Origin of the sequence: Pseudomonas sp. SED1 (assembly GCF_034044025.1) — a bacterium.
Lineage (GTDB): Bacteria > Pseudomonadota > Gammaproteobacteria > Pseudomonadales > Pseudomonadaceae > Aquipseudomonas.
The window spans coordinates 1-24,122 of record NZ_JAXCIS010000059.1; the positions used below are offsets into that span (position 1 = coordinate 1).

General features: G+C 58.1%; 24 protein-coding genes and 2 pseudogenes. 8 read left to right on the plus strand and 18 right to left on the minus strand.

Going from position 1 to position 24,122, the window contains the following annotated elements; translation table 11 throughout:
• Nucleotides 1-237: 237 nt before the first annotated feature.
• The gene (gene mug, locus SNL23_RS08580; protein WP_167662493.1) at nucleotides 238-753 is read left to right on the plus strand and encodes a G/U mismatch-specific DNA glycosylase; all 516 of its coding nucleotides are present in this window, start codon (nucleotides 238-240) and stop codon (nucleotides 751-753) included.
• Here mug and SNL23_RS08585 read toward each other — a convergent pair.
• Genes SNL23_RS08585 through SNL23_RS08600 form a run of 4 tightly spaced genes read right to left on the minus strand, consistent with a single transcriptional unit; the run spans nucleotide 750 to nucleotide 4,929 of the window.
• A complete protein-coding gene (locus SNL23_RS08585; RefSeq protein WP_318302019.1) occupies nucleotides 750-1,868 on the minus strand; it encodes an agmatine deiminase family protein in 1,119 nt (372 codons plus the stop codon). The genes mug and SNL23_RS08585 overlap by 4 nt on opposite strands.
• A 20-nt stretch (nucleotides 1,869-1,888) precedes the next feature.
• Nucleotides 1,889-2,977 (minus strand): extracellular solute-binding protein, encoded by a 1,089-nt coding sequence (locus SNL23_RS08590; protein WP_076014554.1) that lies wholly within the window; start codon nucleotides 2,975-2,977, stop codon nucleotides 1,889-1,891.
• Between the two features lies 1 nt (nucleotide 2,978).
• On the minus strand, nucleotides 2,979-3,872 hold the full coding sequence (gene aguB, locus SNL23_RS08595; protein ID WP_076014553.1) for an N-carbamoylputrescine amidase: 894 nt from the start codon (nucleotides 3,870-3,872) through the stop codon (nucleotides 2,979-2,981).
• Between the two features lie 4 nt (nucleotides 3,873-3,876).
• A complete protein-coding gene (locus SNL23_RS08600) occupies nucleotides 3,877-4,929 on the minus strand; it encodes an agmatine deiminase family protein (RefSeq protein ID WP_318302020.1) in 1,053 nt (350 codons plus the stop codon).
• Between the two features lie 134 nt (nucleotides 4,930-5,063).
• Between SNL23_RS08600 and SNL23_RS08605 the strand changes: the two genes are divergently transcribed.
• Entirely contained in the window at nucleotides 5,064-5,933 is an 870-nt protein-coding gene (locus SNL23_RS08605; protein ID WP_318302021.1) for a LysR substrate-binding domain-containing protein, read from the plus strand.
• On the opposite strand, the gene SNL23_RS08610 is transcribed toward SNL23_RS08605, so the two are convergent.
• The 3 genes and pseudogenes from SNL23_RS08610 to pdxR form a co-directional block, all read right to left on the minus strand.
• A complete protein-coding gene (locus SNL23_RS08610) occupies nucleotides 5,930-7,975 on the minus strand; it encodes a prolyl oligopeptidase family serine peptidase (protein ID WP_318302022.1) in 2,046 nt (681 codons plus the stop codon). The two genes, SNL23_RS08605 and SNL23_RS08610, sit on opposite strands and share 4 nt — an antisense overlap.
• A gap of 186 nt (nucleotides 7,976-8,161) precedes the next feature.
• Nucleotides 8,162-8,245: pseudogene (locus tag SNL23_RS08615) on the minus strand (hypothetical protein); the annotation flags it as partial.
• 78 nt (nucleotides 8,246-8,323) lie between these two features.
• Nucleotides 8,324-9,820 carry a MocR-like pyridoxine biosynthesis transcription factor PdxR gene (pdxR, locus tag SNL23_RS08620; RefSeq protein ID WP_318302023.1) on the minus strand — a complete coding sequence of 499 codons (1,497 nt, stop codon included), beginning with the start codon at nucleotides 9,818-9,820 and terminating at the stop codon, nucleotides 8,324-8,326.
• A 153-nt stretch (nucleotides 9,821-9,973) separates the two neighbouring features.
• On the opposite strand from pdxR, the gene SNL23_RS08625 reads away from it, so the two are divergent.
• Nucleotides 9,974-11,224 (plus strand): benzoate/H(+) symporter BenE family transporter, encoded by a 1,251-nt coding sequence (locus SNL23_RS08625; RefSeq protein WP_318302024.1) that lies wholly within the window; start codon nucleotides 9,974-9,976, stop codon nucleotides 11,222-11,224.
• Between the two features lie 19 nt (nucleotides 11,225-11,243).
• On the opposite strand, the gene salA is transcribed toward SNL23_RS08625, so the two are convergent.
• Nucleotides 11,244-12,518: a salicylate 1-monooxygenase gene (salA, locus tag SNL23_RS08630; protein ID WP_318302025.1), complete on the minus strand. Its 1,275-nt coding sequence runs from the start codon at nucleotides 12,516-12,518 to the stop codon at nucleotides 11,244-11,246.
• Nucleotides 12,519-12,658: 140 nt separating this feature from the next.
• Between salA and SNL23_RS08635 the strand changes: the two genes are divergently transcribed.
• Nucleotides 12,659-13,558, plus strand: coding sequence for a LysR family transcriptional regulator (locus SNL23_RS08635; RefSeq protein ID WP_076014546.1), 900 nt, complete (start codon nucleotides 12,659-12,661; stop codon nucleotides 13,556-13,558).
• A gap of 4 nt (nucleotides 13,559-13,562) precedes the next feature.
• On the opposite strand, the gene SNL23_RS08640 is transcribed toward SNL23_RS08635, so the two are convergent.
• Nucleotides 13,563-14,465, minus strand: coding sequence for a LysR family transcriptional regulator (locus SNL23_RS08640; protein WP_167662499.1), 903 nt, complete (start codon nucleotides 14,463-14,465; stop codon nucleotides 13,563-13,565).
• Between the two features lie 151 nt (nucleotides 14,466-14,616).
• On the opposite strand from SNL23_RS08640, the gene SNL23_RS08645 reads away from it, so the two are divergent.
• The 4 genes from SNL23_RS08645 to SNL23_RS08660 are packed head-to-tail and all read left to right on the plus strand — an operon-like array spanning nucleotide 14,617 to nucleotide 17,286.
• Nucleotides 14,617-14,814, plus strand: a complete 198-nt coding sequence (locus SNL23_RS08645; RefSeq protein ID WP_058822715.1) for a tautomerase family protein — start codon at nucleotides 14,617-14,619, stop codon at nucleotides 14,812-14,814.
• Between the two features lie 50 nt (nucleotides 14,815-14,864).
• Complete coding sequence (locus tag SNL23_RS08650; RefSeq protein ID WP_167662500.1) at nucleotides 14,865-15,218, plus strand: putative quinol monooxygenase; 354 nt, start codon at nucleotides 14,865-14,867, stop codon at nucleotides 15,216-15,218.
• Between the two features lie 41 nt (nucleotides 15,219-15,259).
• On the plus strand, nucleotides 15,260-15,874 hold the full coding sequence (locus SNL23_RS08655) for a nitroreductase family protein (protein ID WP_076014543.1): 615 nt from the start codon (nucleotides 15,260-15,262) through the stop codon (nucleotides 15,872-15,874).
• A gap of 59 nt (nucleotides 15,875-15,933) precedes the next feature.
• Nucleotides 15,934-17,286 (plus strand): MFS transporter, encoded by a 1,353-nt coding sequence (locus SNL23_RS08660; protein ID WP_318302026.1) that lies wholly within the window; start codon nucleotides 15,934-15,936, stop codon nucleotides 17,284-17,286.
• A 109-nt stretch (nucleotides 17,287-17,395) separates the two neighbouring features.
• Here SNL23_RS08660 and SNL23_RS08665 read toward each other — a convergent pair.
• The 9 genes and pseudogenes from SNL23_RS08665 to SNL23_RS08705 all read right to left on the minus strand — a co-directional run.
• Nucleotides 17,396-17,602 (minus strand): annotated as a pseudogene (locus SNL23_RS08665) (LysR substrate-binding domain-containing protein); the annotation flags it as partial.
• Between the two features lie 703 nt (nucleotides 17,603-18,305).
• Nucleotides 18,306-18,542, minus strand: a complete 237-nt coding sequence (locus SNL23_RS08670) for a hypothetical protein (RefSeq protein WP_318302027.1) — start codon at nucleotides 18,540-18,542, stop codon at nucleotides 18,306-18,308.
• Between the two features lie 144 nt (nucleotides 18,543-18,686).
• Nucleotides 18,687-18,953 (minus strand): hypothetical protein, encoded by a 267-nt coding sequence (locus tag SNL23_RS08675; RefSeq protein ID WP_318302028.1) that lies wholly within the window; start codon nucleotides 18,951-18,953, stop codon nucleotides 18,687-18,689.
• Nucleotides 18,954-19,373: 420 nt separating this feature from the next.
• Entirely contained in the window at nucleotides 19,374-19,595 is a 222-nt protein-coding gene (locus SNL23_RS08680) for a hypothetical protein (protein WP_318302029.1), read from the minus strand.
• 486 nt (nucleotides 19,596-20,081) lie between these two features.
• Nucleotides 20,082-20,369: a hypothetical protein gene (locus SNL23_RS08685; protein WP_318302030.1), complete on the minus strand. Its 288-nt coding sequence runs from the start codon at nucleotides 20,367-20,369 to the stop codon at nucleotides 20,082-20,084.
• A gap of 136 nt (nucleotides 20,370-20,505) precedes the next feature.
• Entirely contained in the window at nucleotides 20,506-21,381 is an 876-nt protein-coding gene (locus SNL23_RS08690) for a toll/interleukin-1 receptor domain-containing protein (protein WP_318302031.1), read from the minus strand.
• A gap of 147 nt (nucleotides 21,382-21,528) precedes the next feature.
• Nucleotides 21,529-22,029 carry a hypothetical protein gene (locus SNL23_RS08695; protein ID WP_318302032.1) on the minus strand — a complete coding sequence of 167 codons (501 nt, stop codon included), beginning with the start codon at nucleotides 22,027-22,029 and terminating at the stop codon, nucleotides 21,529-21,531.
• Nucleotides 22,029-23,321, minus strand: a complete 1,293-nt coding sequence (locus tag SNL23_RS08700; protein ID WP_318302033.1) for an AAA family ATPase — start codon at nucleotides 23,319-23,321, stop codon at nucleotides 22,029-22,031. The genes SNL23_RS08695 and SNL23_RS08700 overlap by 1 nt, the downstream gene beginning before the upstream one ends.
• A gap of 73 nt (nucleotides 23,322-23,394) precedes the next feature.
• On the minus strand, nucleotides 23,395-24,057 hold the full coding sequence (locus SNL23_RS08705) for a site-specific integrase (RefSeq protein ID WP_318302034.1): 663 nt from the start codon (nucleotides 24,055-24,057) through the stop codon (nucleotides 23,395-23,397).
• Between the last annotated feature and the right edge of the window lie 65 nt (nucleotides 24,058-24,122).

Consider the following 24,122-nt stretch of genomic DNA (forward strand, 5'->3'; position numbering starts at 1 on the left):
CCCACATAAAGCAGCTCTGCTCTTGATCTGCTTTTGATTTTGATCTGATGGCCCCGTTAACCACGATGGCCGCAAGTAGGCACGGTGGAGCGGGTAAATCGGCAGGAAAGCCGATTTAGCCGCTGTAAAAGATAGCCTGAACAGGTTCACAGGGTATCCATCCCGACTAACGCCATACGCCAGACCGCCCCCTGTGTTATTCCAAACGTCGTGAAAGACCCTTGCCTGAGACTCAGCATGAACGAAACACTCGACGACATTCTGACCAAAGACCTGGCCGTGATTTTCTGCGGAATAAACCCGGGACTGAAGGCCGCCGCCACCGGGCGTCACTTCATGGGCAGGAGCAACCGGTTCTGGCGCACGCTACACCTGGCCGGGTTTACGCCCCATGAAGTGCAGCCGGAAAACGACCGCACGATTCTGCAGTACCAGTGCGGGCTGACCACGGTGGTGGAGCGGCCTACGGCCCGGGCGGATCAGTTGTCAGCGGATGAATTCAAGGCAGCGGCGGCGAGTTTTGAACGCAAGATCACCCGTTATGCGCCACGGTATGTGGCGTTTCTGGGAAAGGCAGCCTATAGCGCGTTGAGCGGGCAGAAGCAGATTGCCTGGGGGCTTCAACCGCACACCCTGGGGCATGCGGCTGTTTGGGTTCTGCCCAATCCCAGCGGCAGGAACCTGGGCTTTACCCAGGCCCAGTTGGTCGAGGCGTACCGTCATCTGAAGCTGGCATTGGACGCCCCCGCCTAAACCATCGGCTGGTGACTGGTCACACAATGAATCCCACCACCACCCGCCGCGATTGCATCGATATTGAGCTGCACCACCTCGCGCTCCGGGTAGAGCCTGGACAGTAGCGCTAGGGCTTTTGCGTCGGCCACCTTGTCGCCGAACTCGGGTCCAATCACCGCCCCATTGATGACGAAGTAGTTGATATAACCCGGTGCGAAATCCGGATTGTTCCGGCTGAACCGGCTTTTGCGTGGATTAAGCGGCGGCGACACGGTGTGCACCTGCAGCGGCCGTCCGTCCGCATCGGTGGCCTGCTTGAGGATGTCGAGGTGCGCCAGCGTGACCTTGTGATCATAGGATCCGGGGTCGGTGTCGAGGTTGGCAATCACCACGCCTGGTTTGACGAAGCGTGCATAAAAATCGACGTGGGCATCGGTGATGTCTTTGCCCTTGATGCCCGGTAGCCAGATGATTTTGCGCAGGCCCAGGCGCGTCTTCAGCTCGGCCTCGACATCCGCCTTCCTCCAGCCCGGATTGCGGTTGGTATTGATCCAGCTGCTTTCGGTCATGATCCCGGTGCCGTGGCCATCCACCTCGATGGCGCCGCCCTCGCCCACCAGTTCGCTGCGAATCGGCTGGGCCTCGGTGACTCCAGCCACTAGGGCGGCCAACTGCGCATCCTCGGCGTGCTGTTGTTTATTACCCCAGCCGTTGAAGTTGAAATCCACGGCGCCCAGCCCGCCCTGGCCATCGACGACAAAATTGGCGCCGGTGTCGCGCATCCAGATGTCGTCCAGCTCGGTGACCACGAATGTGGTGTTGTGGGTGCCGCATTTTTCTTCGGCCAGCGCCCGCTCATCCTCGCGGCAGAACACGGTCACCGGCTCGTGACGGGCGATGGCGCGGGCGATCCGGCCCAGGGCTTCTTGCACATCCGGCGTGAAGTCTTCGTGAATGGCCTCCTGCGCGCCAAAGGCGATGAACGCTTGCTGATGTTTTTCACCTTCGTCCGGCATGATCCAGCTCCCCTTTTTGGCGGCCTGTGCCCAGCGTGAGCCCAACCCTACGGACGCGGCTGCGCCCAGGGCGGCTAACACCGATACCTGTTTGATGAATTCGCGACGTGTTGCCATAAGTGCCTCTGGAAGTTGAATCATTTGACGGTAGCGGTCTTAAACTTGGTCCAGACCCGCATGCGCGCACGCATGTCCGCCTGGGGAATGTCTTTACCCGGGATCAACCGTTCGAACGTGGCTTCATCCGGATAGATCTGCGGGTTGTTGCGCATTGCCGGATCTACATCAGGACGCGCCTTGGCGTTCGCGGTGGGATAGCCGGTGAAGTTACTGATCGCCGCCATGTTCTCCGGGCGCATCACGAAATTGATGAACGCGTAGGCGTACTCCGGATGCCGGGCATCGACGGGGATCGCCATGGTGTCCATCCACACCGTCGTGCCTTCGCGGGGGATGTGATAGTCGAACGTAACCTTTTTGCCGGCAGCATCCGCCGCCCGTTGCGCCTGGGTCATGTCGCCGCTGTAGCCGAGGGACAGGCACAGGTTGCCGTTCACCAGGTCGGTCACCGGTTGCGACTGGAATTTGCGAATGTAGGGCCGCAGCTTGAGCAATAGCTCGCTGGCGGCAGCAAGGTCTGCCGGCTTGGCACTGCGTGGGTCACGCCCCAAATAGTTGAGTGCTACCGCCAGCACTTCGTCCGGTGAGTCGATCAGGGAAATCCCGCAGTCGGCGAACCTGGCGGCCAGCTCCGGCTTGAACAACAGGTCGAGGCTGTTGACCGGCGCGTCCGGCAGGCGCTGCTTGATTTGCTCGGTGTTGTAGGTCAGGCCGATGGTGCCCCAGGTGTAAGGAACGGTGGCGGTGTTCGAGTAGGTGTAGTGCGTACGCAGCTTCTGCAAACCGGGCTCGATATCCTTCAGGGCGGTGAGCCTGGACTGATCCAGCGGTTGCAGGCTTCCAGCACGCATGAGCCGTTCGCCCACGGTGTCGCCAGGGAAGATCAGGTCATATCCGCTGCCGCCGGCCATCAGCTTGGCCTCCAGGGTTTCGCTGCCGTCCATCACATCGTAGATCACCTGGATCCCGGTTTCGGCGGTAAACCGCGACAACGTGTCCTCGGCGAAGTAATCGGCCCAGTTGTAGAGCTTCAAGGTCTTTTCTTCGGCGTGCAGCGACGGCGCCAGCGCCAGGCAGCAGAGCAACAGCGTGCAAGCGATCTTCATCTCAAAGCCCTCGGTAGGTGTGGTGACCATCCAGACTCAACAAACCGCCATACATTTCCGGGCGACGGTCGCGGTAGATGCCCCAGGTCAGGCGGTCCTCGCGCATCGCCGCCAGGTCCAGGCGGTGCACCAGCACACCGGTGCTGTCGCGGTCCGCTTCGGCGAGCAACTTGCCCTTGTGATTGCAGATGAAGGACGAGCCGTAGAAGTCCATCTGCAAAGTCGGGTCGGTAGTCGCCACCTCGCGGCCGACACGGTTAGAGGCGACTACCGGCACGAGGTTGGCAGCCGCATGCCCACGCATGGTCATCTGCCAATGGTCCCGGGAATCCAGGGCCGCGCAGCCCGGCTCAGAACCGATGGCCGTGGGAAACAGCAACACTTCGGCGCCCATCAGCGCCAGGCAGCGCGCGGTCTCGGGGAACCACTGATCCCAGCAGATGCCCAGGCCGATGCGCCCGAATGCCGTGTCCCATACCCGAAATCCGGTATCGCCGGGGCTGAAGTATTCCTTCTCCTGATAACCGATGGCGTTGGGGATATGGGTCTTGCGGTACACCCCGAGTAACTGCCCATCCGCATCGGCCACGCTCAGTGAGTTGAAACAGGCATTGCCGGCCTTTTCGAACCAACTGAGGGGCAGCACCACGCCCAGTTCCCGGGCCAGGGCGGCGAAGCGTTTGAGCACCGCGCTGTGCCGGTATTCCTGCGCCAGCGCCAGGTGTTTGTGATGCTGCTCGATGCAAAAATACGGCGTGGCAAACAGCTCCTGCAGCAGGATCACTTGGGCGCCTTTGCTGGCCGCATCACGCACCAATTGTTCGGCCAGATCCAGGTTGTTCGGCAGGTCCCAGGTGCAGGGCATTTGCGTGACACCAATCGTCAGTACGGACATGACATCACCCCTTCACCGGCCAGGCGGGTTGCTGCTGGGTGATGCAATGCACCCCGCCGCCGCCGTGGGCCAGGTGATTGATCCGTACCGGCACCACCACGCGCCCCGGAAACGCCCGGGCCAATACATCGGCGGCCACTTGGTCGGCGTCAATGCCATAGGCCGGCATGATGATCGCGTTATTGGCGATGTAAAAGTTGGTGTAAGAGGCACAAAACACTTCGGCCTCGGTGTCTACGGCGTCGGTGGCTTCATACAGTTCGATCAGCTCGAAGCGGCGGCCGCAGGCGTCGGTGGCCAACTCCAGGGCACGGCGATTTTCCCGAACCACCTCGGCGTACACCGAGTGTTTGTCGTGGGTGGCATCCACCAGCAACACGCCCGGGCGGGCGAAGGCGCACACGCCATCCACATGGCCGTCGGTCATGTCGCCGGTCACATGGTCGGGATCCCCTGGCAGCCAGATGGTTTTTTTCACGCCCAGCAAGCGCGTGAAGATCGCCTCGATCTCGGCCTTGGTCATCCCAGGGTTACGATTGGGATTGAGCAACACCGATTCGGTGGTAATCAACGTGCCCTCGCCGTCCACATGAATCGCGCCGCCTTCGTTGCTCAATGGCGTGCCGAAGCATTCCATACCCATGTGATTGAGCACGCGGCGGGCCAGGCTTTCGTCCAGGTCATGGGCCGACTTGCCGCCCCACGCATTGAAGCGCCAGCTCACAGCGGCGAGGCCCCGTTGCGGGTGGCACACAAAGCTCGGGCCGGAGTCGCGACACCAGCTGTCGTTCACTGCCAGCTCGATCAGGTCAATGTTCGGCCCGCACAATGCCCGGGCGCCGGCGACGGCCGAAGGGTCAACGATCATTTTCACCGGTTCAAAACGCGCGATGGTATTGGCAACACGGGCAAAGTCTTCCTGCACCAGTGGCAACGTAACGCCCCAGCCAGACTCCCAAAGCGCCTGGTTATGCGGCCAGACCATCCACGTCGCCGCATGCCTGGCCCACTCCGCCGGCATCCACCAGCCACTGTCCTGAATTTCATTCTGCTGCATGACAAATACCTTTGAGTTAAGTCATTGTGTTCAATGAAAACTGTCTGCGAGGTCTTGGCATGCATGCTACGGCTGTAAAAACGGGCAAACAAACGATGGATTTTGTGGAAAACTGATTAGAGGAACTTATCAGCATGCTTAACCATTGGCCGCCCCTGGGCACCCTTCGCGGCTTCGAAGCCGCCGCCCGGTTGGGCAGTTTCCACAAGGCCGCCGAGGAACTGCACCTCACCCAATCGGCAATCAGCCAGCAAATTCGCAGCCTTGAGGCGTACCTGGAACAGCCGCTGTTTTTCCGCAGTGGGCGCAGCGTCAGCCTGACCGATGCCGGGCACGATTTCCTCAGCACCACCCAGGCGTTATTGCAGCAATTGGCCGTGGGGGTTCGTCGCCTGGGGCAGTACCGCAAACCCAATCAACTGGTGCTCAACACCACGCCAACCTTCGCCCGCCACTGGCTGTTGCCGCGCCTGGAAGATTTCCGCCGCCAGCACCCTGAAGTAGACCTGTGGATATTCAGCACCGACGAAGTCCCGGACATGGCCAGCCAGACCATCGACCTCGCCGTGCGCGACGACATCAGTTCCCAGGCCGAATGCAGCTTCAAGGTGCTGCATGCCGACCGCCTTTTCCCAGCGTGCCATCCGCGCGTGTTGGCACTGCCCAAGGACCAACGCACCACCCTCCACGGCGAGCGGGAGATGGATTGGAGCCATTGGGCGGTAGAGGCCGGGATTGATGTGGGCCAGAAGGATCAGGGGCTGAACTTCTCTGACCCGGGGCTGTTGCTGGATGCGGCCTGTACGGGCTTGGGGATTGCGCTGGTCAGCCGGTTATTGAGTCGCCAGCCGCTGGAAAGCGGGCTATTGCAGCCGCTGGTAGAGGCAACCATTCGTGGGCCCAACTGGGCCTTGCTGACCCACCGTGACAGCGAAAACAACCCGCTGGCACGGTGCTTCAGTGAATGGTTGATCGCCAACCTGGCAACTGCCTGCGCCGGTTAGTCGCGGCTGACGCTCAACTTCTCCCACAAAAAGCTGTAGACCAGCGCACTCATGTGCGCAGCCTGTGCATTGTCCGCCGCCCCGCCATGCCCACCTTCGATGTTTTCGTAGTACGTCACGTCCTTGCCGGCCTCGATCATCTTCGCCGCCAGCTTGCGAGCGTGGGCCGGATGCACGCGGTCATCGCGGGTCGAGGTCAGGAAAAACACCGGTGGGTAGGCCTTCGCTGGATCGAACAGGTGGTACGGCGAAAACGTCTGGATGTACGCCCACTCTTCAGGCTCGTCCGGATTACCGTACTCCCCCATCCACGACGCTCCGGCCAACAAGAGGTGGTAACGCTGCATGTCGAGCAAGGGCACCTGGGAGACGATTGCACCGAACAGTTCAGGGTATTGGGTCAGCATATTGCCGACCAATAGGCCACCGTTGCTGCCACCCTCCGCGCCCAGGTGTCGGGGCGAAGTAATCCCACGGTCGATCAGGTCGCGGGCCACCGCGGCAAAATCTTCATAGGCGCGCGGACGGTTCTGCTTGAGTGCCGCCTGGTGCCAGCGAGGACCGTATTCACCGCCACCGCGAATGTTGGCAACCACGTACACCCCGCCCTTCGAGAGCCAGGCGCGGCCTGCCTTACCGGAGTAATACGGGGTCAGGGAGTATTCAAAGCCGCCGTAGCCATAGAGCAAGGTCGGCGCGGTGCCGTTGCGCGGCAGGTCTTTCCCGAGCACCAGGAAATACGGCACACGGGTGCCATCCCTGGAGACCGCGAAGTGCTGCTCGATCACATGCTGGCTGGAATCGAAAAATGCCGGCAGGGCTTTCAGTACCTCGGGCGGATGACCGATCTCGGCCAGCGATAAGGTGGTCGGCGTCAGATAGTCGGTGGTCACCAGCCAGAGGGCGTCACTGTCGTCGCTGTCCACTGCGCTGGCATCCACTGTCCCCATGCCCGGCGCCCCCGTGAACGGGCTGTGCTGCCATCCGTTCGCGCCGGGAGTCAGCACACTGAGACGGTTCTTGACGTGATCGAGTACGTTCAGCACCAGGTGATTCAGCGTCCAGAAAAAACCCGCCAGCGAGGTACTGTCCGTAGGGGTGAACAGCACGTCGAAATCCCGCTGCCCTGCCATGAAACGATCGAACCGGATCGCCAGCAACGAACCGGCCACAAACACCTCATCAAGCGTCCAGTCCTCCCGCAGTTCCAGCAGCAGCCAGTCTTTGTATACCGACTTTTCCGCCGAGTTCGGCGCGTCGATTTTGCTTAACCGGTTGTCGCTGCCCCGCAGGTATAGCTCGTTGTTGTAGAACGCCAGCGTGCGGCTGACGAAATCACGCTCATAGCCCGGCGTATCATCGTGCATCGCCGCAATGTACATATCATCCAGCGTGCCTTCGTAGACAATACGGGCGGCACTCATCGGCGTACCACGCTGCCACTGTTTGACGATGCGCGGGTAACCGGAGCGGGTCAGCGTGCCCTCGCCAAAATCGGTGAAGACATAGACGTTGTCACGGTCGATCCAGCCCAGGCCACCCTTGGACTCGGGCAGCTGGAAGCCGTCTTCGACCCAAGTTTTGGTGGCCAGATCAAACTCCCGGGTGACACTCGCGTCCGCGCCGCCGCGGGACAACGCCAGCAGGCAGCGCTGGTAGTCCGGGCGCAAATAGTCAGCACCGTGCCATACCCAGTTTTCGCCTTCGGCTGCATTCAGCGCATCCAAGTCCAGCAACGTTTCCCAGGCGGGCTGCGGCTTGCGGTATTCCGCCAGCGTGGTGCGACGCCACAGGCCCCGCGGGTGAGCGGCGTCCATCCAGAAGTTGTAGTAATGGGCACCGACCTTGTCGACGTAGGGGATATTGCTGTCCGAGTCCAGCATCTCCAGCACATCGGCTTTGATTTGCCGGAAGCTGTCGGAGCGGGCGAGTCGGTCTTCGGTCTTGAGGTTCTGAGCTTGCACCCAGTGCATCGATTGCTCGCCTTCGACGTCTTCAAGCCATTGGAAAGGATCAGCGGTGATGGTGGGAAGTTTGGTCATGCTCGACTCCTGTCGACAAACAGCCATGGATAGCATGTAGGGGGAAAATCTTGAACGTCTTTTTCAGTTGGGCAAAGCCGGGGCATAAGGTGGAGCGCCATCAAGACTTGAACCGACCTGCATGACGCAAACGTACTCCAACCACCCCGACCAGTCCTAGCGGAACGCTCAGCAAGCAACAATGGCCAGCGGTTGGGAGACCAGCAAGGTTTTTACGTACAACCGCATTTCACACATATCGGTCAGCTCGCCGGTACTCACATCCACCAGCGGCAGGTTGCCCCAGGTGCCCTTTTTGAAATGTTTACTCGCTATGGGGGCCAAGAGAGCTGGGGCTTTGCAGGCCTATTACTTACTCAGCGCATTGGCCAGGCGCAGCATCGCTGCTTCGATTTCATAGGCGGTCAAGGACGAATACCCCAATAGCCAACCGTGTTTCTTCTCCTCGCCGGCGTACAGCCGACTGAGGCCGGGCAGTTGCACGCCCGCGCTGGCAGCTTGGCGGAGGGTCTTTTCCTCCGACCAACCATCGTGCAGCAGGCAGGGAATTTGTAGCCCGCCGGGAGGACGCAAAGCGGTAACGATGCCGTCCAGGTGCTTGCCGATCGCATCGAGCATGATGGAACGGCGCCCGGCATACAGCTTGCGCATGGCCCGGACATGGGCGTTGTAGTGGCCGTCCTCCATAAAACGCGCCAGGGTCAGTTGCAGGATTTGTGGCGTGTGGCCGTCGATGATGCTGCGCGCGTAGGTGAAGGCGTTGATCAACTCGTGGGGCAGTACCATGTAGCCCATTCGCAACCCAGGGTAGAGGGTCTTGCTGAAGGTGCCGATGTAGAGGGTACGCTGGTACTTGTCCAGGCCCTGAACGCAGGCAGTAGGCTGCCCGTCGTAGTGAAACTCGCTGTCGTAGTCATCTTCGATGACCCACTTGCCCTTCTCCGCTGCCCAGTTGATCAGCTCAAGACGACGCTCCAGCGGCAAGGTCGCGCCGGTGGGGTATTGATGAGACGGCGTGACATAGACGCAATTGGCGCCGCTACGGTCGGCGTACAGCAGGTCCGTGCGGATGCCCTGGGCATCGACGTCAATGGGCACGACCTTGGTCTCGGCGGTTTCAAAAGCCTTCCTGGCGCCGTAGTAGCCCGGGTTTTCCAGCAGGATCGGTTTGCCGGCGTCCACTAGCAACTGCGCACACAGGAACAGGGCCTGGCGAGTGCTGCTCAACACCAGAATCTGATCGGGGGAGCATGTGGCCCCGCGTTCGAGGTTCAAGTAGGTGGCTATGGCCTTGCGCAGAGGCTCGGCGCCTTGCGGGTCTCCGTGCAGCAGGACATTGCCGCGGTGGTCCTTCATGACCTGGCGTTGCAGGCGCTCCCAGACATCGGTGGGGAAGGTGCGGGTTTCCGGCAGGCCCGTGGCAAAGGCCTTGATCACCTGTTGATCGGTAACTCCACCACTGTCGAAAATCATCCGACCGCGCCGGCTCAAACCCGGTCCTGGCGCCACCTCGCTGCGTTGGGTGTCTTGCGACTTCATGCGCCGACGCGCCGCCCCGCGTAATTCGGTGCCAACCGTCTCGGATACATAGCTGCCCGAACCCTCGCGCCGCACGATGAAGCCATCACGCTGCAATTGCACGTAGGCGTTCTCGACCGTGTCGCGGGCAACGCCGAGCGTCTTGGCCAGAACCCGGGTTGCCGGCAGCTTCAGGCCTGCGTCAAGGGCTCCGTCGAGGATCAGTGCACGCAGGGCGCGCTGAATCCGCTGGTGCAGATCCAGCAACTGAAACTCGGGGTCGGTGAGCCGCATCTTCAGCGTTTCGAGCTCGAAGGTTTTTGCCATGCGGTCTGCCCTAGATAAATAAGTTGGCCTGCAAAGAAAAGTGGTCTGGTTGCGTACGCAAAAGTGTAGGGGCTAAACAGGCCAGTTCAGCGTTATAAATCACTTTCCAGTCGAGGCCAAGTACCTCTCTTTGCAAGGAGCAAAATTAAAGCCATGCCTTCTTCAACAACCAAGTCATCTATTCGCCTCGGCGATCTCCTTCATCCGATTGTCGCCGGTCTGATCTCGGTCATCGTCAACTATGGCGGCACCTTCATTCTGGTCTTCCAGGCAGCCAAGGTCGCTGGGCTGAGCCCTGAGTTGACAGCTTCGTGGGTGTGGTCCGTGTCGATTGGCGTGGGCGTTACCGGGCTGGTCCTCAGTTGGGTTTCTCGCGAGCCGATCATCACTGCGTGGTCGACACCCGCCGCGGCATTCCTGGTCGTCGCCCTGGCCACCACGCCCTATGCCGAGGCGGTGGGCGCGTACATGATCTCGGCCGCTGCCTTCGTGCTATTGGGCTTGTCCGGCTACTTCGAAAAAGTCATCCGACTGATCCCGTCGGGTGTGGCCGCAGGGCTGCTGGCCGGCATCCTGCTGCAGTTTGGCATCGGGGCTTTTGGCGGCATGAGCATTGACCCGATGCTGGTCGGGTTGCTGATTGGTGCCTACATCCTGCTCAAACGTTTTACCGCGCGCTACGCGGTGGTGGGCATTCTGGCAGTGGGGTTGGCCTTCCTGCTGATTCAGGGACGCCTGGATTTGTCGGGGCTGGGGCTGCAACTCGCGGCACCCGTGTTCACCCAGCCTGAGTTCTCGCTCAATGCTTTGCTCAGTGTCGCGCTGCCGCTGTTTCTGATCACCCTGACCGGCCAGTACATGCCTGGCATGCTGGTACTGCGCAACGATGGGTTCAGCACCAGTGCCAATCCGATCGTGACCCTCACCGGGTTGGGTTCCTTGCTCATGGCGCCCTTTGGTTCTCACGCGTTCAACATCGCGGCGATTACAGCAGCCATCTGCACCGGCAAGGAGGCCCATGAAGAACCCTCCAAACGCTGGATCGCCGGCATGGCCGCGGGCGTCTTCTACATCCTCGTAGGGATCTTCGGTGTGACCCTCGCGGCGGTGTTCATGGCCTTCCCGGCAGCCTTCATCACGACGCTGGCCGGGCTCGCCCTGCTCGGCACCATCGGCGGCAGCCTGGCCAGTGCCATGGCCGACGCCAAATCCCGCGAAGCCTCGCTGATTACCTTTTTGGCTGCCGCCGCCAACATCACGTTGTTCGGCATCGGTGGAGCATTCTGGGGGCTGCTGATGGGGCTGGTGGCGTACGCCGTACTCAACGGCCGTTTGCCGCGTCGCGAGCCGGTCTCCATCAATCCTGCTGCCGAGCCTGTGACCCGTAAAGGCGCTGCCAACTGATATACGCGATCAAACGGCTTCAGCCCCACCCGAGCCGAGTGTGTGCATCTGCAAGGTCCGACTGCATGTCGTGGTTCCATAACCAGTCGAATCGACTAGCCAGAGTGGTGGACAGGAGGGCTTCTCGATCCTCGACCTGAAGGTCCCGAAACTCATAGAGCTCGCCAGCCTCCCAGGAGGTGCGCTGCACGCGGCAGGCGCGTGGTCGCCGGATCGCGTCATACGCCTGGAGTACGTCTTGGGCGTTACTCTCCAACACTCGTGGGTCTCCCAGCAGGCGGGCGAGCAGCCAGGCATCTTCCAGCCCTTGCCCTGCCCCGGCACCTTGGTGTGGGAGCATGGCGTGAGCAGCGTCACCGATCAGTCCGACCCGGCCATGGGCATAACCTGCAAGCTCGTCGAGTTCATGAAGGGCCCACAGGGTCGGCTCGGGAATGCATTCGAGCAGAACGCGTACGGCATCGCCCCATTCGGCGAACGCCTCCAGCATCTGGGCCTGGCTGGTGCTTTTCACCCAGGGTGTGCCTGGTGGCCATACCGGGTTCGGGTCGCTGCGGTCAGAAACAAACGCCACCACGTTGATCAGCCGGCCTTGCTTGACGGGGAATGTGAGGATGTGGGCGTCCAGGCCCAGGTACATTTGCGGGACGTTAATCAGGTGCTCGTCGACACCAGCCACGCGATAGGCGGCGCGTAGTTGTTCGCTGTCGATCATGCCGCGGTAGGCGCAGGTGCCGCTGAATCGCGGTGCGACCAAAGGCTGGCCCAGGCCTTGAAGTACATAGTCGCGAAGATTGGACTTGATACCGTCTGCGGCGATCAACAGGTCGCACTCATAGTCCGTGCCGTCGGTGAACTGGACGCTGACCCTGTCGCCCGTCTCTTGTGCGCTGACCGCACGTTTGTCGAAGCGCGCGACGCCGTCCGGCAGTTGTTTGGCCAAGGCATCAAGGAAATCTGCACGGTGCACGGAGGACTGGCCCACGCCGTCGGCGACGCTGGCACCGAGATAGCCGGCGTCTGCGCCGCGACGCCATTCAAACCAGATGTCTTGCCACGGCTGCGGGGTTCGGTCAGCGATCCGTTCGTAGGGTTTGCCAATGCCCAGTCCTTCGATGGCGCGAACAGCGTTCGCACCAAACGACACGCCGGCACCCACCTCACCAAAGGCGGGAGCTGCTTCGAATAATGTCACTTCCAGATGCTTGTGACGGCACAGATCGAGTGCCAGGGCCACGCCAGCGATGCCGCCGCCGACAATGCCCACCTGCAAGACAGATTGAGGGCTAGTCATGGGTAAACCTTATGTTTGTTTTTGGAATTGACCGATCATGACTATTCACAAAGCATTGATAAATGCCCTCACAGCCATACAAACTATCACCATCCTGAATACGCATAACCCTTCTGAATTCCACAGAGCGACAAGCCGAGATGAATCTGCGCGAGCTGGACCTCAACCTTTTGGTGATCTTCAACCAGATACTGCTGGACCGAAGCGTGTCAGCAGCAGCCGAGAGCCTCGGGCTTACTCAACCCGCTGTCAGTAACGCGCTGAAGCGGCTGCGGACCACGTTCAACGATGAACTGTTTGTACGGACACCCAAGGGCATGCAGCCCACACCCTATGCCGCGCAACTGGCGGAACCCGTCTCCCAGGCAATCGGCCTGTTGCACGGCGCGATCAACCGCCACGATGAATTCGACCCGGCCACCAGCCAGAAAAGGTTCGTGGTGGCGATGACTGACATCGGCGAAATTTACTTTGTGCCGCGCTTGATCGAGGCGCTGCTGAAGCAAGCTCCGGGCGTTTCGGTGAGTACCCTGCGCAGCAATGCCGAGCTCTCCGAAAGCATGGCCAATGGTGAGGTGGATCTGGCGGTCGGGCTCCTGCCGGACCTGCAGGCAGGCTTCTACCAGCGCCGCCTGTTTCATCACCGCTATGTGTGCCTGTGCCGAAAAAACCACCCGCTGACTGAACTGCCGATGACCCGGGAACGATTCTGTGAGTTCGGACATGTGAGGATTGTGGCCGCCAGCACCGGCCACGGCGAAATCGACACACACATGCAGCGCGCAGGCCTGCAACGTGAGATTCGGTTAGAGGTGCCGCACTTTGTTGCGGTGGGTCATATCCTGCAGAACACTGACCTGATCGCCACCGTCCCCGAGCGTTTCGCCAACAGTTGCGCCGGCCCTTTTGGCCTGACGAGCCTACCCTTGCCCCTGCCCTTGCCCGAGATTGCGATCAACCTGTTCTGGCACGGCAAATACAATCGCGACCCGGCCAATAAATGGTTCCGACAACTGATGTTTGAGCTGTTCAGCGATTAGCCCATCACTGCCAATGCGCGCACAGCTTGACCAGTTCATCCACCACATACCTCACCTTCGGCCGCAGGTGCGACACCTTCGGCCAAACGGCATGCACATCCACCGCTTCCGGTTCATAGGTGTGCAGCACCTCTACCAACCGGCCCGCTTCGATATCGTCCTGGAACAGGCTACGCGGCATCTGGCATAAGCCGGCGCCCGCAACCGCCGCAAGAATCATGACTTCGCCATCACCAATCTGATGGGTAGAGGGTGGCGCGTAGCGCACCGTCTGCCCTGCCTGCATGACTCGCCACGCCAACGGCTGGCCGCGTCGATGCCCGACAATGCAGCGGTGGTGATTAAGGTCTTCGAGGGTATGTGGCACGCCAAAACGTGTCAGGTAGCCAGGTGCGGCACAAATGGCCCAGCGCTGGCGCATCAACCGCCGCGCGACCAGACCGCTGGTGTCCTGCAATTCGCCGAAACGCACCAACAAGTCGATCCCCTCCTCGAAGGGGTCCACCAGGTGATCGGAAAATGTCAGGCTCAATTGCAACGCCGGGTACTTGTTGGCGATCTCGAAGAGCAAGGGCGCAACGACGCGACGCCCGAAAGCCACCGGAATATCGACGCGCAATCGCCCTGAAGGCTCACCACCACCGGGGCCCAGGCCACTTTCGGCGGCGCCGATTTCTTCGAGCGCCGTAGAGCACGCCGCGAAATAGGCTTCGCCATCGGCGGTCAATGAAATCCGTCGGGTGGTGCGATGAAACAGTTGCACCCCCAGGCGCTCCTCCAATCGGGCGATGGCTTTGCCCACAGCAGATTTCGACAGCCCCAACCGCTCGGCAGCCTGGGTGAAGCTGGACGAGCGAGCGGCAACCACAAAGGTGATAACGCCCTGGAAGGAATCAATGGGGACCATGTCGGGCTCGCTGATTGTAGAGTTTTAGTCTACCCAGATTATAGCTGGAGGCCGTTTATCGCCAGCTTGTTCGCCAGTACGATGGATTCCAGTCAAACAACAGTGCACACCACGCACTGCGCCCCGATCAATGTCCCAAGAGGAATGCCTTATGCCCGTCGTACGAGTGAGCTGGTTCGAAGGTAAAGAACACGCGCAAAAAGCCGCCGTCGCCGCCGATATCACCGAAAGCATCGTCAAGCACACCGGCACTGACGCCAATTACATCTACGTCATTTTCGAAGACGTCGCAGCGTCCGATTGGGCTGGCGCCGGCAAGCTGTTCGGGGATGCCCCAGACAAGTCTTGACCCCCTCCTACTCAACAGGCGCCGCCTGGCGCCTCTGACGGACACTCATCATGCACCCCTACATCTCCTGCCTGTTTACCCTCGCGGTAAAACCCGCGGAATTCGCCGAGTTCAAGACGTTGATCGCCTCAATCGTCACGGCCACCCGTGCAGAGCCAGGCACGCTGGTTTACGAATACAGCGCCAACGAAGACACCAGCACCGTTCATATCCTTGAGCGCTACAACGCGGATGCCGTGGTCAGCCACGTCGACACCACGTTTGCACCGTTCGGCCAGCGGTTCCTGGAACTGTGCACCATCACCAGCCTGGTGGTGTACGGCACGCCGGATGCTGAAATCCGCAAGCGCCTGGACCCGTTCGGCGCGGTGTACATGACCCCGTTCGACGGCTTCAGCCGTTGATGTGAACGAAGACGCTTGCCCCTTAACGTACAGAGATCGCCATGTCCGGTATTGCCGAAGTTATCAAGTCCCGAATTTCCGCCAACAGCTACGACACTGAACGTCAATTGACCGACGATCAGATCGCCGAGCTGGTCAACCTGGCTACACACGCCCCTTCCGCCTTTAACCTGCAAAACTGGCGGTTCGTGGCGGTTCGCAGCAGCGCAGCCAAGGCGCGACTGCTGCCATTGGCATTTGGCCAACAGAAGGTGGTGGACGCGGCCGTGACGTTTATTGTCTGCGGCACCCTCAACCCACACGAAACGTTGCCGGCTGCGCTGAAGCCGTCGGTGGATGCCGGCATCATCGACCAGTCGATCTACGACATGTGGGTCGGTGCGGCCCAGGGCATGTACGGGGAGAACCCGCAGTTACAGCGCGACGAAGCCATCCGCTCCGGCTCCCTGGCCGCGATGACGCTGATGCTGGCCGCCAAAGGCCAAGGGCTGATTTCAACCCCGATGATTGGATTCGACCAACCTGCTGTGGCTAAGGAGTTCGGCCTGTCGGACGCGGAGATCCCCGTCATGATGGTCACCGTTGGCTACCCAGGCGCGACCAACTGGCCACAAAAACCACGCAAAGCCGTCAACGACGTTCTGCAGTTCGTTTAAGTGAATTGCGCCAGTGATAGCCAGGCTATCACTGGCGATCGAGGTGAATCACAGCCGCTATGACCCACCCCTCTTCCTCGTTACGAGCCATCCTGACCGCGGCGTGCCTCGGTTTTCTTGTTGTGCAACTGGACGTCAGTGTTGTGAACGTCGGCCTCGGTGCGCTCAAAGAGGCATTCAATAGTGACCTCACGGGCCTGCAGTGGGTCATCAACAGCTATGCGCTGCCGTTTTCTGCCCTGCTGATCCTGGGCGGTGCATGGGGCGATAAATGGGGGGCAAAATCCGTCTTCGCGATGGGTTTCGCCATCTTCACCCTCGCCTCCGTCGGCTGTGGCCTGGCTAACAGCATGCCCATGCTGATCACGATGCGCATCATCCAGGGCATCGGTGCCGCCTTGCTGATCCCCACCTCACTGACGCTGATTCGCGTGTCGTTTGACGATCCGGACAAACGCCGCTCCGCGGTCGCACTGTGGGGCGCCTGCGGGGGCATCGCATTAGCAGCCGGCCCGGTGATCGGCGGGCTGATGATCGAATACTTTGGCTGGCGAAGTGTGTTTCTGCTCAACATTCCGATCGGCCTGCTGGCGATCCTGCTGATTCTGAAATACGCGCCCGCCTCCCCTCGGGTGGACAAGCACATCGATATTCCCGGGCAAATCACCATCGCCATTTGCCTGGCAGCGCTGACCTACGGTTTAACCGAATCCAGCGCACAAGGCTGGGTCGGCGCAACACTCGGCGCAATGCTGTTGGCGCTGATCTGCGCGGTGGCCTTTATCTGGATTGAGCGGCGGGTCGCGCACCCCATGCTGCCGGCACGCCTGGCCACGAACAAAGTGCTGGGCAGCATGGCGCTGGCCGGCGCGGCGATCAACCTGACCTTTTACGGCACCGTGTTCGTCTTCAGCATTTACTTCCAAACGTTCCTGCATTACGACGCGTTCAAAACCGGTTTGTCGTTTATTCCGCTGACGGCGGTGCTGACGCTTTCAACCCTGCTTTCATCGCGCTTCGCCAAACGGTTCAGCGCCACCCGCATCATCACCACGGGTTTCACGGTGCAAATCATCGGGTTCGTCACGCTGTCGCAAACCACGTCACACGCCTCTTTGTGGTTGCTCAATGGCGCGCTCATGCTGGTCGGTATTGGCAGCGCCATGTCGGTGCCGTCGATTACCAACGCCATGCTCTCGTCGGTCACCCAGCATGATGCGGGTATCGCGTCGGGGTTGATGGCCTCCGCCAGACAACTGGGCGGCGTGATAGGCGTCGCCGTCTCGGGAGCGATGATCGCCGGTGCTGACGCGGCCGCATTCTCCCGGGGAATGTCGAACGCAATGTTGCTCTCTGCGCTGGCTCTGCTCGTATGTATTGGCGTGAACTTGTTCGTGTCGCGCCGTCCCTGATCGGAAGGTGTCTACTGCTCCCACAGGGGATGACTGAATCGCTCAGCCAGAAAATTGATCAGCACCCGAACCTTGCTCGCCAGGTGTTTACGCGTGGGATAGACCACGTTACCAGAGACCAATTTTCCATCCGCGCAATGCGCACCGCCGCATCGAAGCCCTCCTCCACCAGGTCCACCAACCGGTCGTTCAAGCTGATATCCAGCTCGACATTGGGGTAGGCCTTCATGAACTCGCCCCACAGCGGCGCCAGGTGCTGCACGCCAAAGCTGACGGGCGCATTCACCCTCAACACACCGCTGGGTTCCGGCAAAGCCTGATCGACGCTACAGGCCGCGCTTGAGCAAAGTGAAGAGCGTGGCCCCCTGCAGGCGGAGTGCAGATCAAGATCACCCCTCACCAGGTTTTGCCAGGTCAAATCCCAGGCAAAAAAAAGCCTGCATCTCTGCAGGCTTTTTCACTATCTGGCTCCACGACCTGGACTCGAATAGAAGATTAAGTATCTGTTTTAAATGGAAATTGTGGTGAATTCTAAAGTCTTTATCCCTAAGGTTACCCTTATTAAGCCCGGATTTTATACGAACTCTTTGGATCCCCATGAGCACGGTAGTTGCGTCCGTCCCGCCTACCGATCAGTGCAGTAGTTCGTTCCTCGTGATCACTGTGTCCGTCCGAAACGGACTTTAATTGGGTGGTTTAGGTATTGAAAAAGACGTCCTGAATTTCGACAGGTTTTGATTCGTGGTTTGCATTCCTACCGGCTAATCAATGGCATTGATGCTGACCATCTTTTGCATCCGACTTGACCGATACTCGTAGAGAAGGTGACCGGCAGTGAGCAACCCAAAGCTGACGATTGCGATGGGCAGAAATTGGCCGTTCTTTGCCGGTCGCGACGGGCAAGAGTCGGCCAAAAGCCGCCGGTCGGGTCAGGCGACTTCCGACCCGCTTCCGTCATTCAGAACTGGCTAATTGGCAAAAGTCAGGCAATTGAGCTCGTCTATGAAGTCAGGGGCGATTCAGAGTGCATCGCTTAGGGCTTTGTCCTTTTCCTGAGTCAGTTGCACTGTCATCGCAGATCCGATCAGATAATTTTCAACCAAAGCTGTCAGATAGCCAGTGACCTTCCATGCCGAGGAAGACCAAAGACCAGGATCATGTCGGTAGCGGCGCACGTCGTCGGCCATCTTGGCGATGGACTGACGGGCTCGCTCGATGATCTTGGGGCTGTCTTGATCAGTTTGGATCAGAGACATCATAGAGTTCCTTGTTAACGGACGTGTAGTCGCGCCCTTCTACCGCCTCGGCCCAGCGCAAGGGCTGGGCTTGTTGTATACCTGGGCGGCAGATACGCCGCGCTTTCCAGAACGGCCCGCCGTTACGCGTAACACGGTGTGTATTCAACAAGCAGGATCAAACGGTTCGCCATCTTTGGTCAGAGTAACGAACACCGGAGTGTGAGCGTTATTGGTGATATCCCACACAAAGAAATGCCGACCGGTCACACCCATGATTTGTGAATTATCGCTCACGCGGCTACGGGCATCGTCATCAGCCGCGATGACCTCAAAACTGTACCTGGGCGTGTTGGTGATCACATCGTACGGTCCAGCTTGCCGCCGGTATGTTTTGCCTGGCTCAATTCTTTTTCTGGAATCTGAACTCATGGTGACCTCGTATTTGAAGTGGCTACATATGTGAAGCGTTCAACGACTGTCCCCGGCACGCATGATTTGGCATTGAACGCTTTACCGATGCAGCTACGGGTAGCGGCACGGTTTTCCTTCAACTCAACATTCCTTGAGCCGACTTAACTTAATCAATAGATCTTGGGCACTATCATCCAGCGCTTCAATCGTCTCGAAATTATCGATGATCGAGCGCTCCAAGCACTGGATTTCGGCAGCCAATGGAGTCGGATGAAGATGGCAGGCTTCGTGAGTCAGCTCACTGAGTCCATCACTGTAGTTATCGACGATACTCTGCATCGCTACGCGTATTTTTTGCGTCTCAGTAGCAACCAGCAGGACGCGATACGCTACGGGCAGCCTCGCCGCCCTGCGTTAAGCGAACGGGCTTTTCCTTCGTCAGTCGCCTAGCCACTGCTCAGCGTTCCAGTCTGCGTTTATCAGAAGTTGTCGAACCTGTTCACGCGTTACAGATTCGTCAGCGTCAATTGTGTACTCACAGTTTTCGCAACGCACCCACGTATCGCCAACAATCCACACAACAGCAGGATAATTAGCGACCAGCTGCATCATTGCAGCAAGCAATAAAGGGTGCTGATCATTTTCAGATGAGACTTTCACCAATCTTTTTCCTTGAAGCCCCGGCGAGCCGGGGCATGGATCGATTACAGAAGGCCTACTTTAAGTCCAATAATGTGCATCCCTTATGCTGGGATATGTATAGGACAGGCTCTGCCGGGCAATGCTCGCAAGTGAAGTGAATGGAAATTCCACCTCGGCGGCGGCTAGGGTTTCCGCTGATGTCCCCATCTAATTTGGCCGCACCATTTTCGAAGGTTACGTGTGTGCCAACTTTCGCATCTTCGCCACGCTCAAAAACTTCAACCTTCGCGTGGTGTAAATAATTTCCGCCGCAGCAAGGGCACAGCAGCTCCGCACCGTAGTGTTCTGAGTAGTTATCCATTTTCGGTTGCATTGTGTTCTCCTTTTGCAAGCGCGCGCACCGCGCTTCTCTACGTCCTCGGCCCCAGTTTTTGGCAGGGGCTTTGGGTACTGCGGGCGTTTTTTCCTGCAACAAAACAGGCCCGCGAGCGGGCCTACCCATAATTACTCTTTAATTAGAGCGGCCCAGTTAATGTCGTCGCGTTCTTCAACCACGATATTGATGCCACAGTAGAGTTCTGCACCGACGCGGGTGTAACTAAAGAGGCGCGTCTTCACCAGACCTTGCACACTAACGTGCCCCTCCATCGCTGGGACATACACGACATCCCCGACATTGGGTATGAGAGCGAATCCCGACTCGCTTTCAAATTCCACACCGACGACATCTCCATCGTCAGAAGGTCGCTGGTGGCCCTTGTGCAGTTGCTGATAGTCGATGCTGTACTTCATTTATCTCTCCTTGAATTCTGGTACGCAAACCGCGTACCACTCTATGTACGCAGCCCCGCGATGGCAGGGCTGGGGCATTAACGGTCGATTTACTATAACTCTGTAACCATAAGGTCGACCCAATTGGCCGCATAGGTCAGGCGATTAACTCCACAGAAAAATCGCAGCCACCTCTGCGCAGAATGACGTATTCGATGGTTATAGAGTCAATGTCATCTTTAAAATCCAGAGCCTTGACATCTACAATTTTCAGAGCCGCATAGAATCCCTGATTGTTAAGTAAGACGGCGACCTGCCCCTCCTTAGGGCGCCTTGTACGGGATGTATAATTGAGAGCCTTTGCATCCTGGACTTCAGCAATCGCCAAGTAGCCTTCAGCTATAGCTACCCCGTTGATGCTTGGTGGATCGTTGTAAATATATATGCCGTCGTTGCTTGCACCTGAAGTTGCAATCTCGAATTGCCACTCATCCTCACCAATCAAAAATCTACCGTCATGATCTGTATGATTGAAGGTGATCGTTCCTTGGGCGCTTTTTGAGTATGGTGGTGAGATTTCATTCGCCTTAACCCGCTCACTGATCCCGAGTGCCTTGCAGATCTTGACAGCCAATTGCTCTGGAGAGTTCTCCGATGCACTTAGATAACCAAAGGTGTTCGGTATACCAGGTATCTTGGTATCATCAAAGCGCACCGGCATGACGTACTTCTGACGTGAAGTGATAGCCTTTGAGAGCGCCGCACGCCGTTCAACATTTGTGAAGTCCTTGGCGACGTAATCTTTCGAAATAAAAACCACAACCAAATTCATGCTCTCGGAATATAGTTCATTCAGGGTGTCTACGAGGTCGCATCCCCAAAGATCTACCTCGTGGAACCCATCATAAAAGACCGTTACACCCTTCTCTCTCAAACTAAGCGCAACGTCCTGAACATAGGCGCGCTGTTCGCCAGCAAATGAAAGGCCTACGGCAAAGGTTTGTCCGTTAAGTGCTGTTAGTCCGTTGGTCATGTAGCCTCCTTTTAGATTGATATTCGTTATTATTATGGTCTTATAGATGCAATATTAGTACACTTGGCGCTGCCAAAACCCACAACGATGATGCGCTCATGGTGCAGCAGTTTTCCTTCAACAGGCCAATTATTCACCCTGGCACTATCATCGCCGGATCAGATGTCCAGGTTGGTGATGGTATGCTTCCAAGTCGCTATCCAAGGACCAAATGAATAGCTCGCTCATGGGGAACCGCGCTAAACACCTCTCGTATTCTTTGATGATGCTTAGATCACCAAAGCTAGTGCCTTCACCGGTTCGGGCGGCAGACTTATTATGGCCTGCTTTATCCGGAAACTCTGCCAGCCACTCGAGGATTTGTACAGTACTGGGAAACTCGCTGAGTCTGTAAGGGGGCTCATCGGCGAACGCCGCGCGCACAGCATCACAGAAGCGCTGAGCTGTTTCTCGGCGGAGTCTTCCGTCGCCGTTTTGAGCCACATGGTTGCCGGTCTCGAGGATGGTGGCCATCGGCAGAATGAACGTGCAGTTATTGTTTGCGTACTCTAGGAAATCGGCACCCACACGTGCGGCATCCTGATTGAGACCCGGCACGTTTAGCATGTTTACAAACACACTAGTATCGATCAAGCAGATTGAGCTCATTAGGCTTCTCCCTGCATTTTCCGGAGCCAATCCAGTGCGTTTTGGCGTTTCTGTTCCATCGTCACGGGCGATTTCACAAAGCGATCCACGATACCGTTGGTTACTAACTCCCCTAATGGGCCTTGGGAAACTAAACCAGCGTAGTCCTGCAGGTCGGCAAGGCGTACCAAGCGACTGTCGCCATCCTGGGGATCACGGTAGCAAAACACCACATCTCCCAAAGCGCTGTCTGGGAGCGCATCCATCAAAGCTGGGTTGTGAGTGCTAAGCAGCAGGCGCACACCACGTAGCTCTGCTTGCTCACGCATAGTTTTCAGTAATTGACGCGCACGTGATGGGTGGACGCCGTTGTCAACTTCTTCGATTACCAGCGTCGACTCCGGAGGAGCAGAAAGCAGGGCTGCGGCAATAGCCAGTACTCTAAGCGTGCCATCTGAAAGCAGCTCCACGGACCAATTTCGCTCGACAGAACCAAAGTTCTCAACCAATTCCAGAGATATACGTCCACGACGGTCCTCGAAGAAATTCACGCTTTTTACATCTTGCTCGGGCAGACTCTTGATGAATTCAATTATGGCAGGACGGACCTCCTCATCCTGCCAGAGCGAATACAAAACTCCGGACAGGTTAGAGCAGTCACCACGCAATTTTTTATCCGGATAACTATCGCCACGCATCAGAGCAGGCACGGGATCAAGAAACAAAGTGTTAGCAAGTAGGTACTGGAAGTGTTCAGTCGTTTGCGGGATAACTTTCTGTGCTTTTTTATGCCCGGAGTCGAACAAAGCCGAACTGGCGAGTTGGTTAAGAATGGCGATTTGATCAGTACATGTGATTTGTGGCTTCTTACCACCTGTTGAGAAATTATTGTATGCAACGCGCACGTCCGTACTTAAACCGCTAGAGGTTTGCTCGATACGGTAAAGCGGGAATTTTTGGAGAGGAGAGCTGATACTTTCTTGAACAATGTGAAGTTCATCTTCTCGCAGGGCAATTTCGACACTTAGGCTATTCCACTCCGAGTCGTCGGTTTCGCAACCCAAGGTGAATGATAGGCCTTGGTGGTAGGGAAGATCCTTGATTTGACCTCGCAGAATCTGCTCAGACTCATCGACCCGGTGGCGTAACACTGACAGCTTCTGACCCTGGCCAAGCCAGCATAGGAAGCGGAAGGCCTCTAGCGCGTTACTTTTTCCTGAGGCATTGGCACCTATCATCAGAGTCAAGGGCGACAGCGGTAACCGCTGACCCCGATAACTTTTAAATCCCTTAATAATGATATTTGTCAGCATGGTCACTCCTTCCTAAGCTTTTTGATCTGCATCCCGGCGTTATTGAGCTGGTCCGCCGTTATTCTGGTAGCCATCAAATAATTCTTCGCACAATATCGCCCAATCGGGCAGGATCGCTCGCACAGAGCTTCTTGACCGCCTCCAAGCTTTCGATACCCAAAATCTCGCTTATATGCCTCAAGTCGATACCACGGCGTTTGAGCTTTACCGCAAGCGTCCGTCGCCCTGACTGCGCGCTGGCCCCTTCAATGCCAGCAAGACCAAACAACCTTGTATAAAGTCGGCTGAGTTGGTTCGCGCTGTAGTACGTTTTACCGTCGCGCCGCTGAGCGCTGATCTTCAAGCCTTCGCCAGTACGACCGGATACAAACAGCGGTGAGTCAGGATCTAGGCCGCGAAAGGCCTTCACTCTGGTTGAGACACCATGACCGCGTGCGAGGCGTTCGGCAAGGTGAGCGTCTATAGCATTGGTCAACTTCTTGCTCGTCCAGCACAGCGGCCTGGAACGATGGTTGTAGGCGATTTCTGCACGCACATGGGAGTCGATCAGCACAGCGCCGGACTCGGTGAGGTAGTCGCTCACGCGAAGGCGGCAGATCTCCGTCACGGTCATGCCGGTTCCAAAGCATGTAAGCAGCAGCGCCGCATCACGACCGCCGTTCTCCGGGCTGCTCACTTTGGCGACCTTCACAGCATGCTCAAGCTGCTCGTCTTCGATAACAATGGCTTTAGGCATATGTCACTCTAAACCATGATTTACAATCAATCCTGACATAGTACGTCACCAAAAAAGCCAGAGCT

Coding starts and splice junctions, on each gene's coding strand:
- mug (WP_167662493.1), top strand. CDS start 238: ATGAACGAAACACTCGACGACATTCTGACCAAAGACCTGGCCGTGATT.
- SNL23_RS08585 (WP_318302019.1), bottom strand. CDS start 1,868: ATGGCAACACGTCGCGAATTCATCAAACAGGTATCGGTGTTAGCCGCC.
- SNL23_RS08590 (WP_076014554.1), bottom strand. CDS start 2,977: ATGAAGATCGCTTGCACGCTGTTGCTCTGCTGCCTGGCGCTGGCGCCG.
- aguB (WP_076014553.1), bottom strand. CDS start 3,872: ATGTCCGTACTGACGATTGGTGTCACGCAAATGCCCTGCACCTGGGAC.
- SNL23_RS08600 (WP_318302020.1), bottom strand. CDS start 4,929: ATGCAGCAGAATGAAATTCAGGACAGTGGCTGGTGGATGCCGGCGGAG.
- SNL23_RS08605 (WP_318302021.1), top strand. CDS start 5,064: ATGCTTAACCATTGGCCGCCCCTGGGCACCCTTCGCGGCTTCGAAGCC.
- SNL23_RS08610 (WP_318302022.1), bottom strand. CDS start 7,975: ATGACCAAACTTCCCACCATCACCGCTGATCCTTTCCAATGGCTTGAA.
- pdxR (WP_318302023.1), bottom strand. CDS start 9,820: ATGGCAAAAACCTTCGAGCTCGAAACGCTGAAGATGCGGCTCACCGAC.
- SNL23_RS08625 (WP_318302024.1), top strand. CDS start 9,974: ATGCCTTCTTCAACAACCAAGTCATCTATTCGCCTCGGCGATCTCCTT.
- salA (WP_318302025.1), bottom strand. CDS start 12,518: ATGACTAGCCCTCAATCTGTCTTGCAGGTGGGCATTGTCGGCGGCGGC.
- SNL23_RS08635 (WP_076014546.1), top strand. CDS start 12,659: ATGAATCTGCGCGAGCTGGACCTCAACCTTTTGGTGATCTTCAACCAG.
- SNL23_RS08640 (WP_167662499.1), bottom strand. CDS start 14,465: ATGGTCCCCATTGATTCCTTCCAGGGCGTTATCACCTTTGTGGTTGCC.
- SNL23_RS08645 (WP_058822715.1), top strand. CDS start 14,617: ATGCCCGTCGTACGAGTGAGCTGGTTCGAAGGTAAAGAACACGCGCAA.
- SNL23_RS08650 (WP_167662500.1), top strand. CDS start 14,865: ATGCACCCCTACATCTCCTGCCTGTTTACCCTCGCGGTAAAACCCGCG.
- SNL23_RS08655 (WP_076014543.1), top strand. CDS start 15,260: ATGTCCGGTATTGCCGAAGTTATCAAGTCCCGAATTTCCGCCAACAGC.
- SNL23_RS08660 (WP_318302026.1), top strand. CDS start 15,934: ATGACCCACCCCTCTTCCTCGTTACGAGCCATCCTGACCGCGGCGTGC.
- SNL23_RS08670 (WP_318302027.1), bottom strand. CDS start 18,542: ATGTCTCTGATCCAAACTGATCAAGACAGCCCCAAGATCATCGAGCGA.
- SNL23_RS08675 (WP_318302028.1), bottom strand. CDS start 18,953: ATGAGTTCAGATTCCAGAAAAAGAATTGAGCCAGGCAAAACATACCGG.
- SNL23_RS08685 (WP_318302030.1), bottom strand. CDS start 20,369: ATGAAGTACAGCATCGACTATCAGCAACTGCACAAGGGCCACCAGCGA.
- SNL23_RS08690 (WP_318302031.1), bottom strand. CDS start 21,381: ATGACCAACGGACTAACAGCACTTAACGGACAAACCTTTGCCGTAGGC.
- SNL23_RS08695 (WP_318302032.1), bottom strand. CDS start 22,029: ATGAGCTCAATCTGCTTGATCGATACTAGTGTGTTTGTAAACATGCTA.
- SNL23_RS08700 (WP_318302033.1), bottom strand. CDS start 23,321: ATGCTGACAAATATCATTATTAAGGGATTTAAAAGTTATCGGGGTCAG.
- SNL23_RS08705 (WP_318302034.1), bottom strand. CDS start 24,057: ATGCCTAAAGCCATTGTTATCGAAGACGAGCAGCTTGAGCATGCTGTG.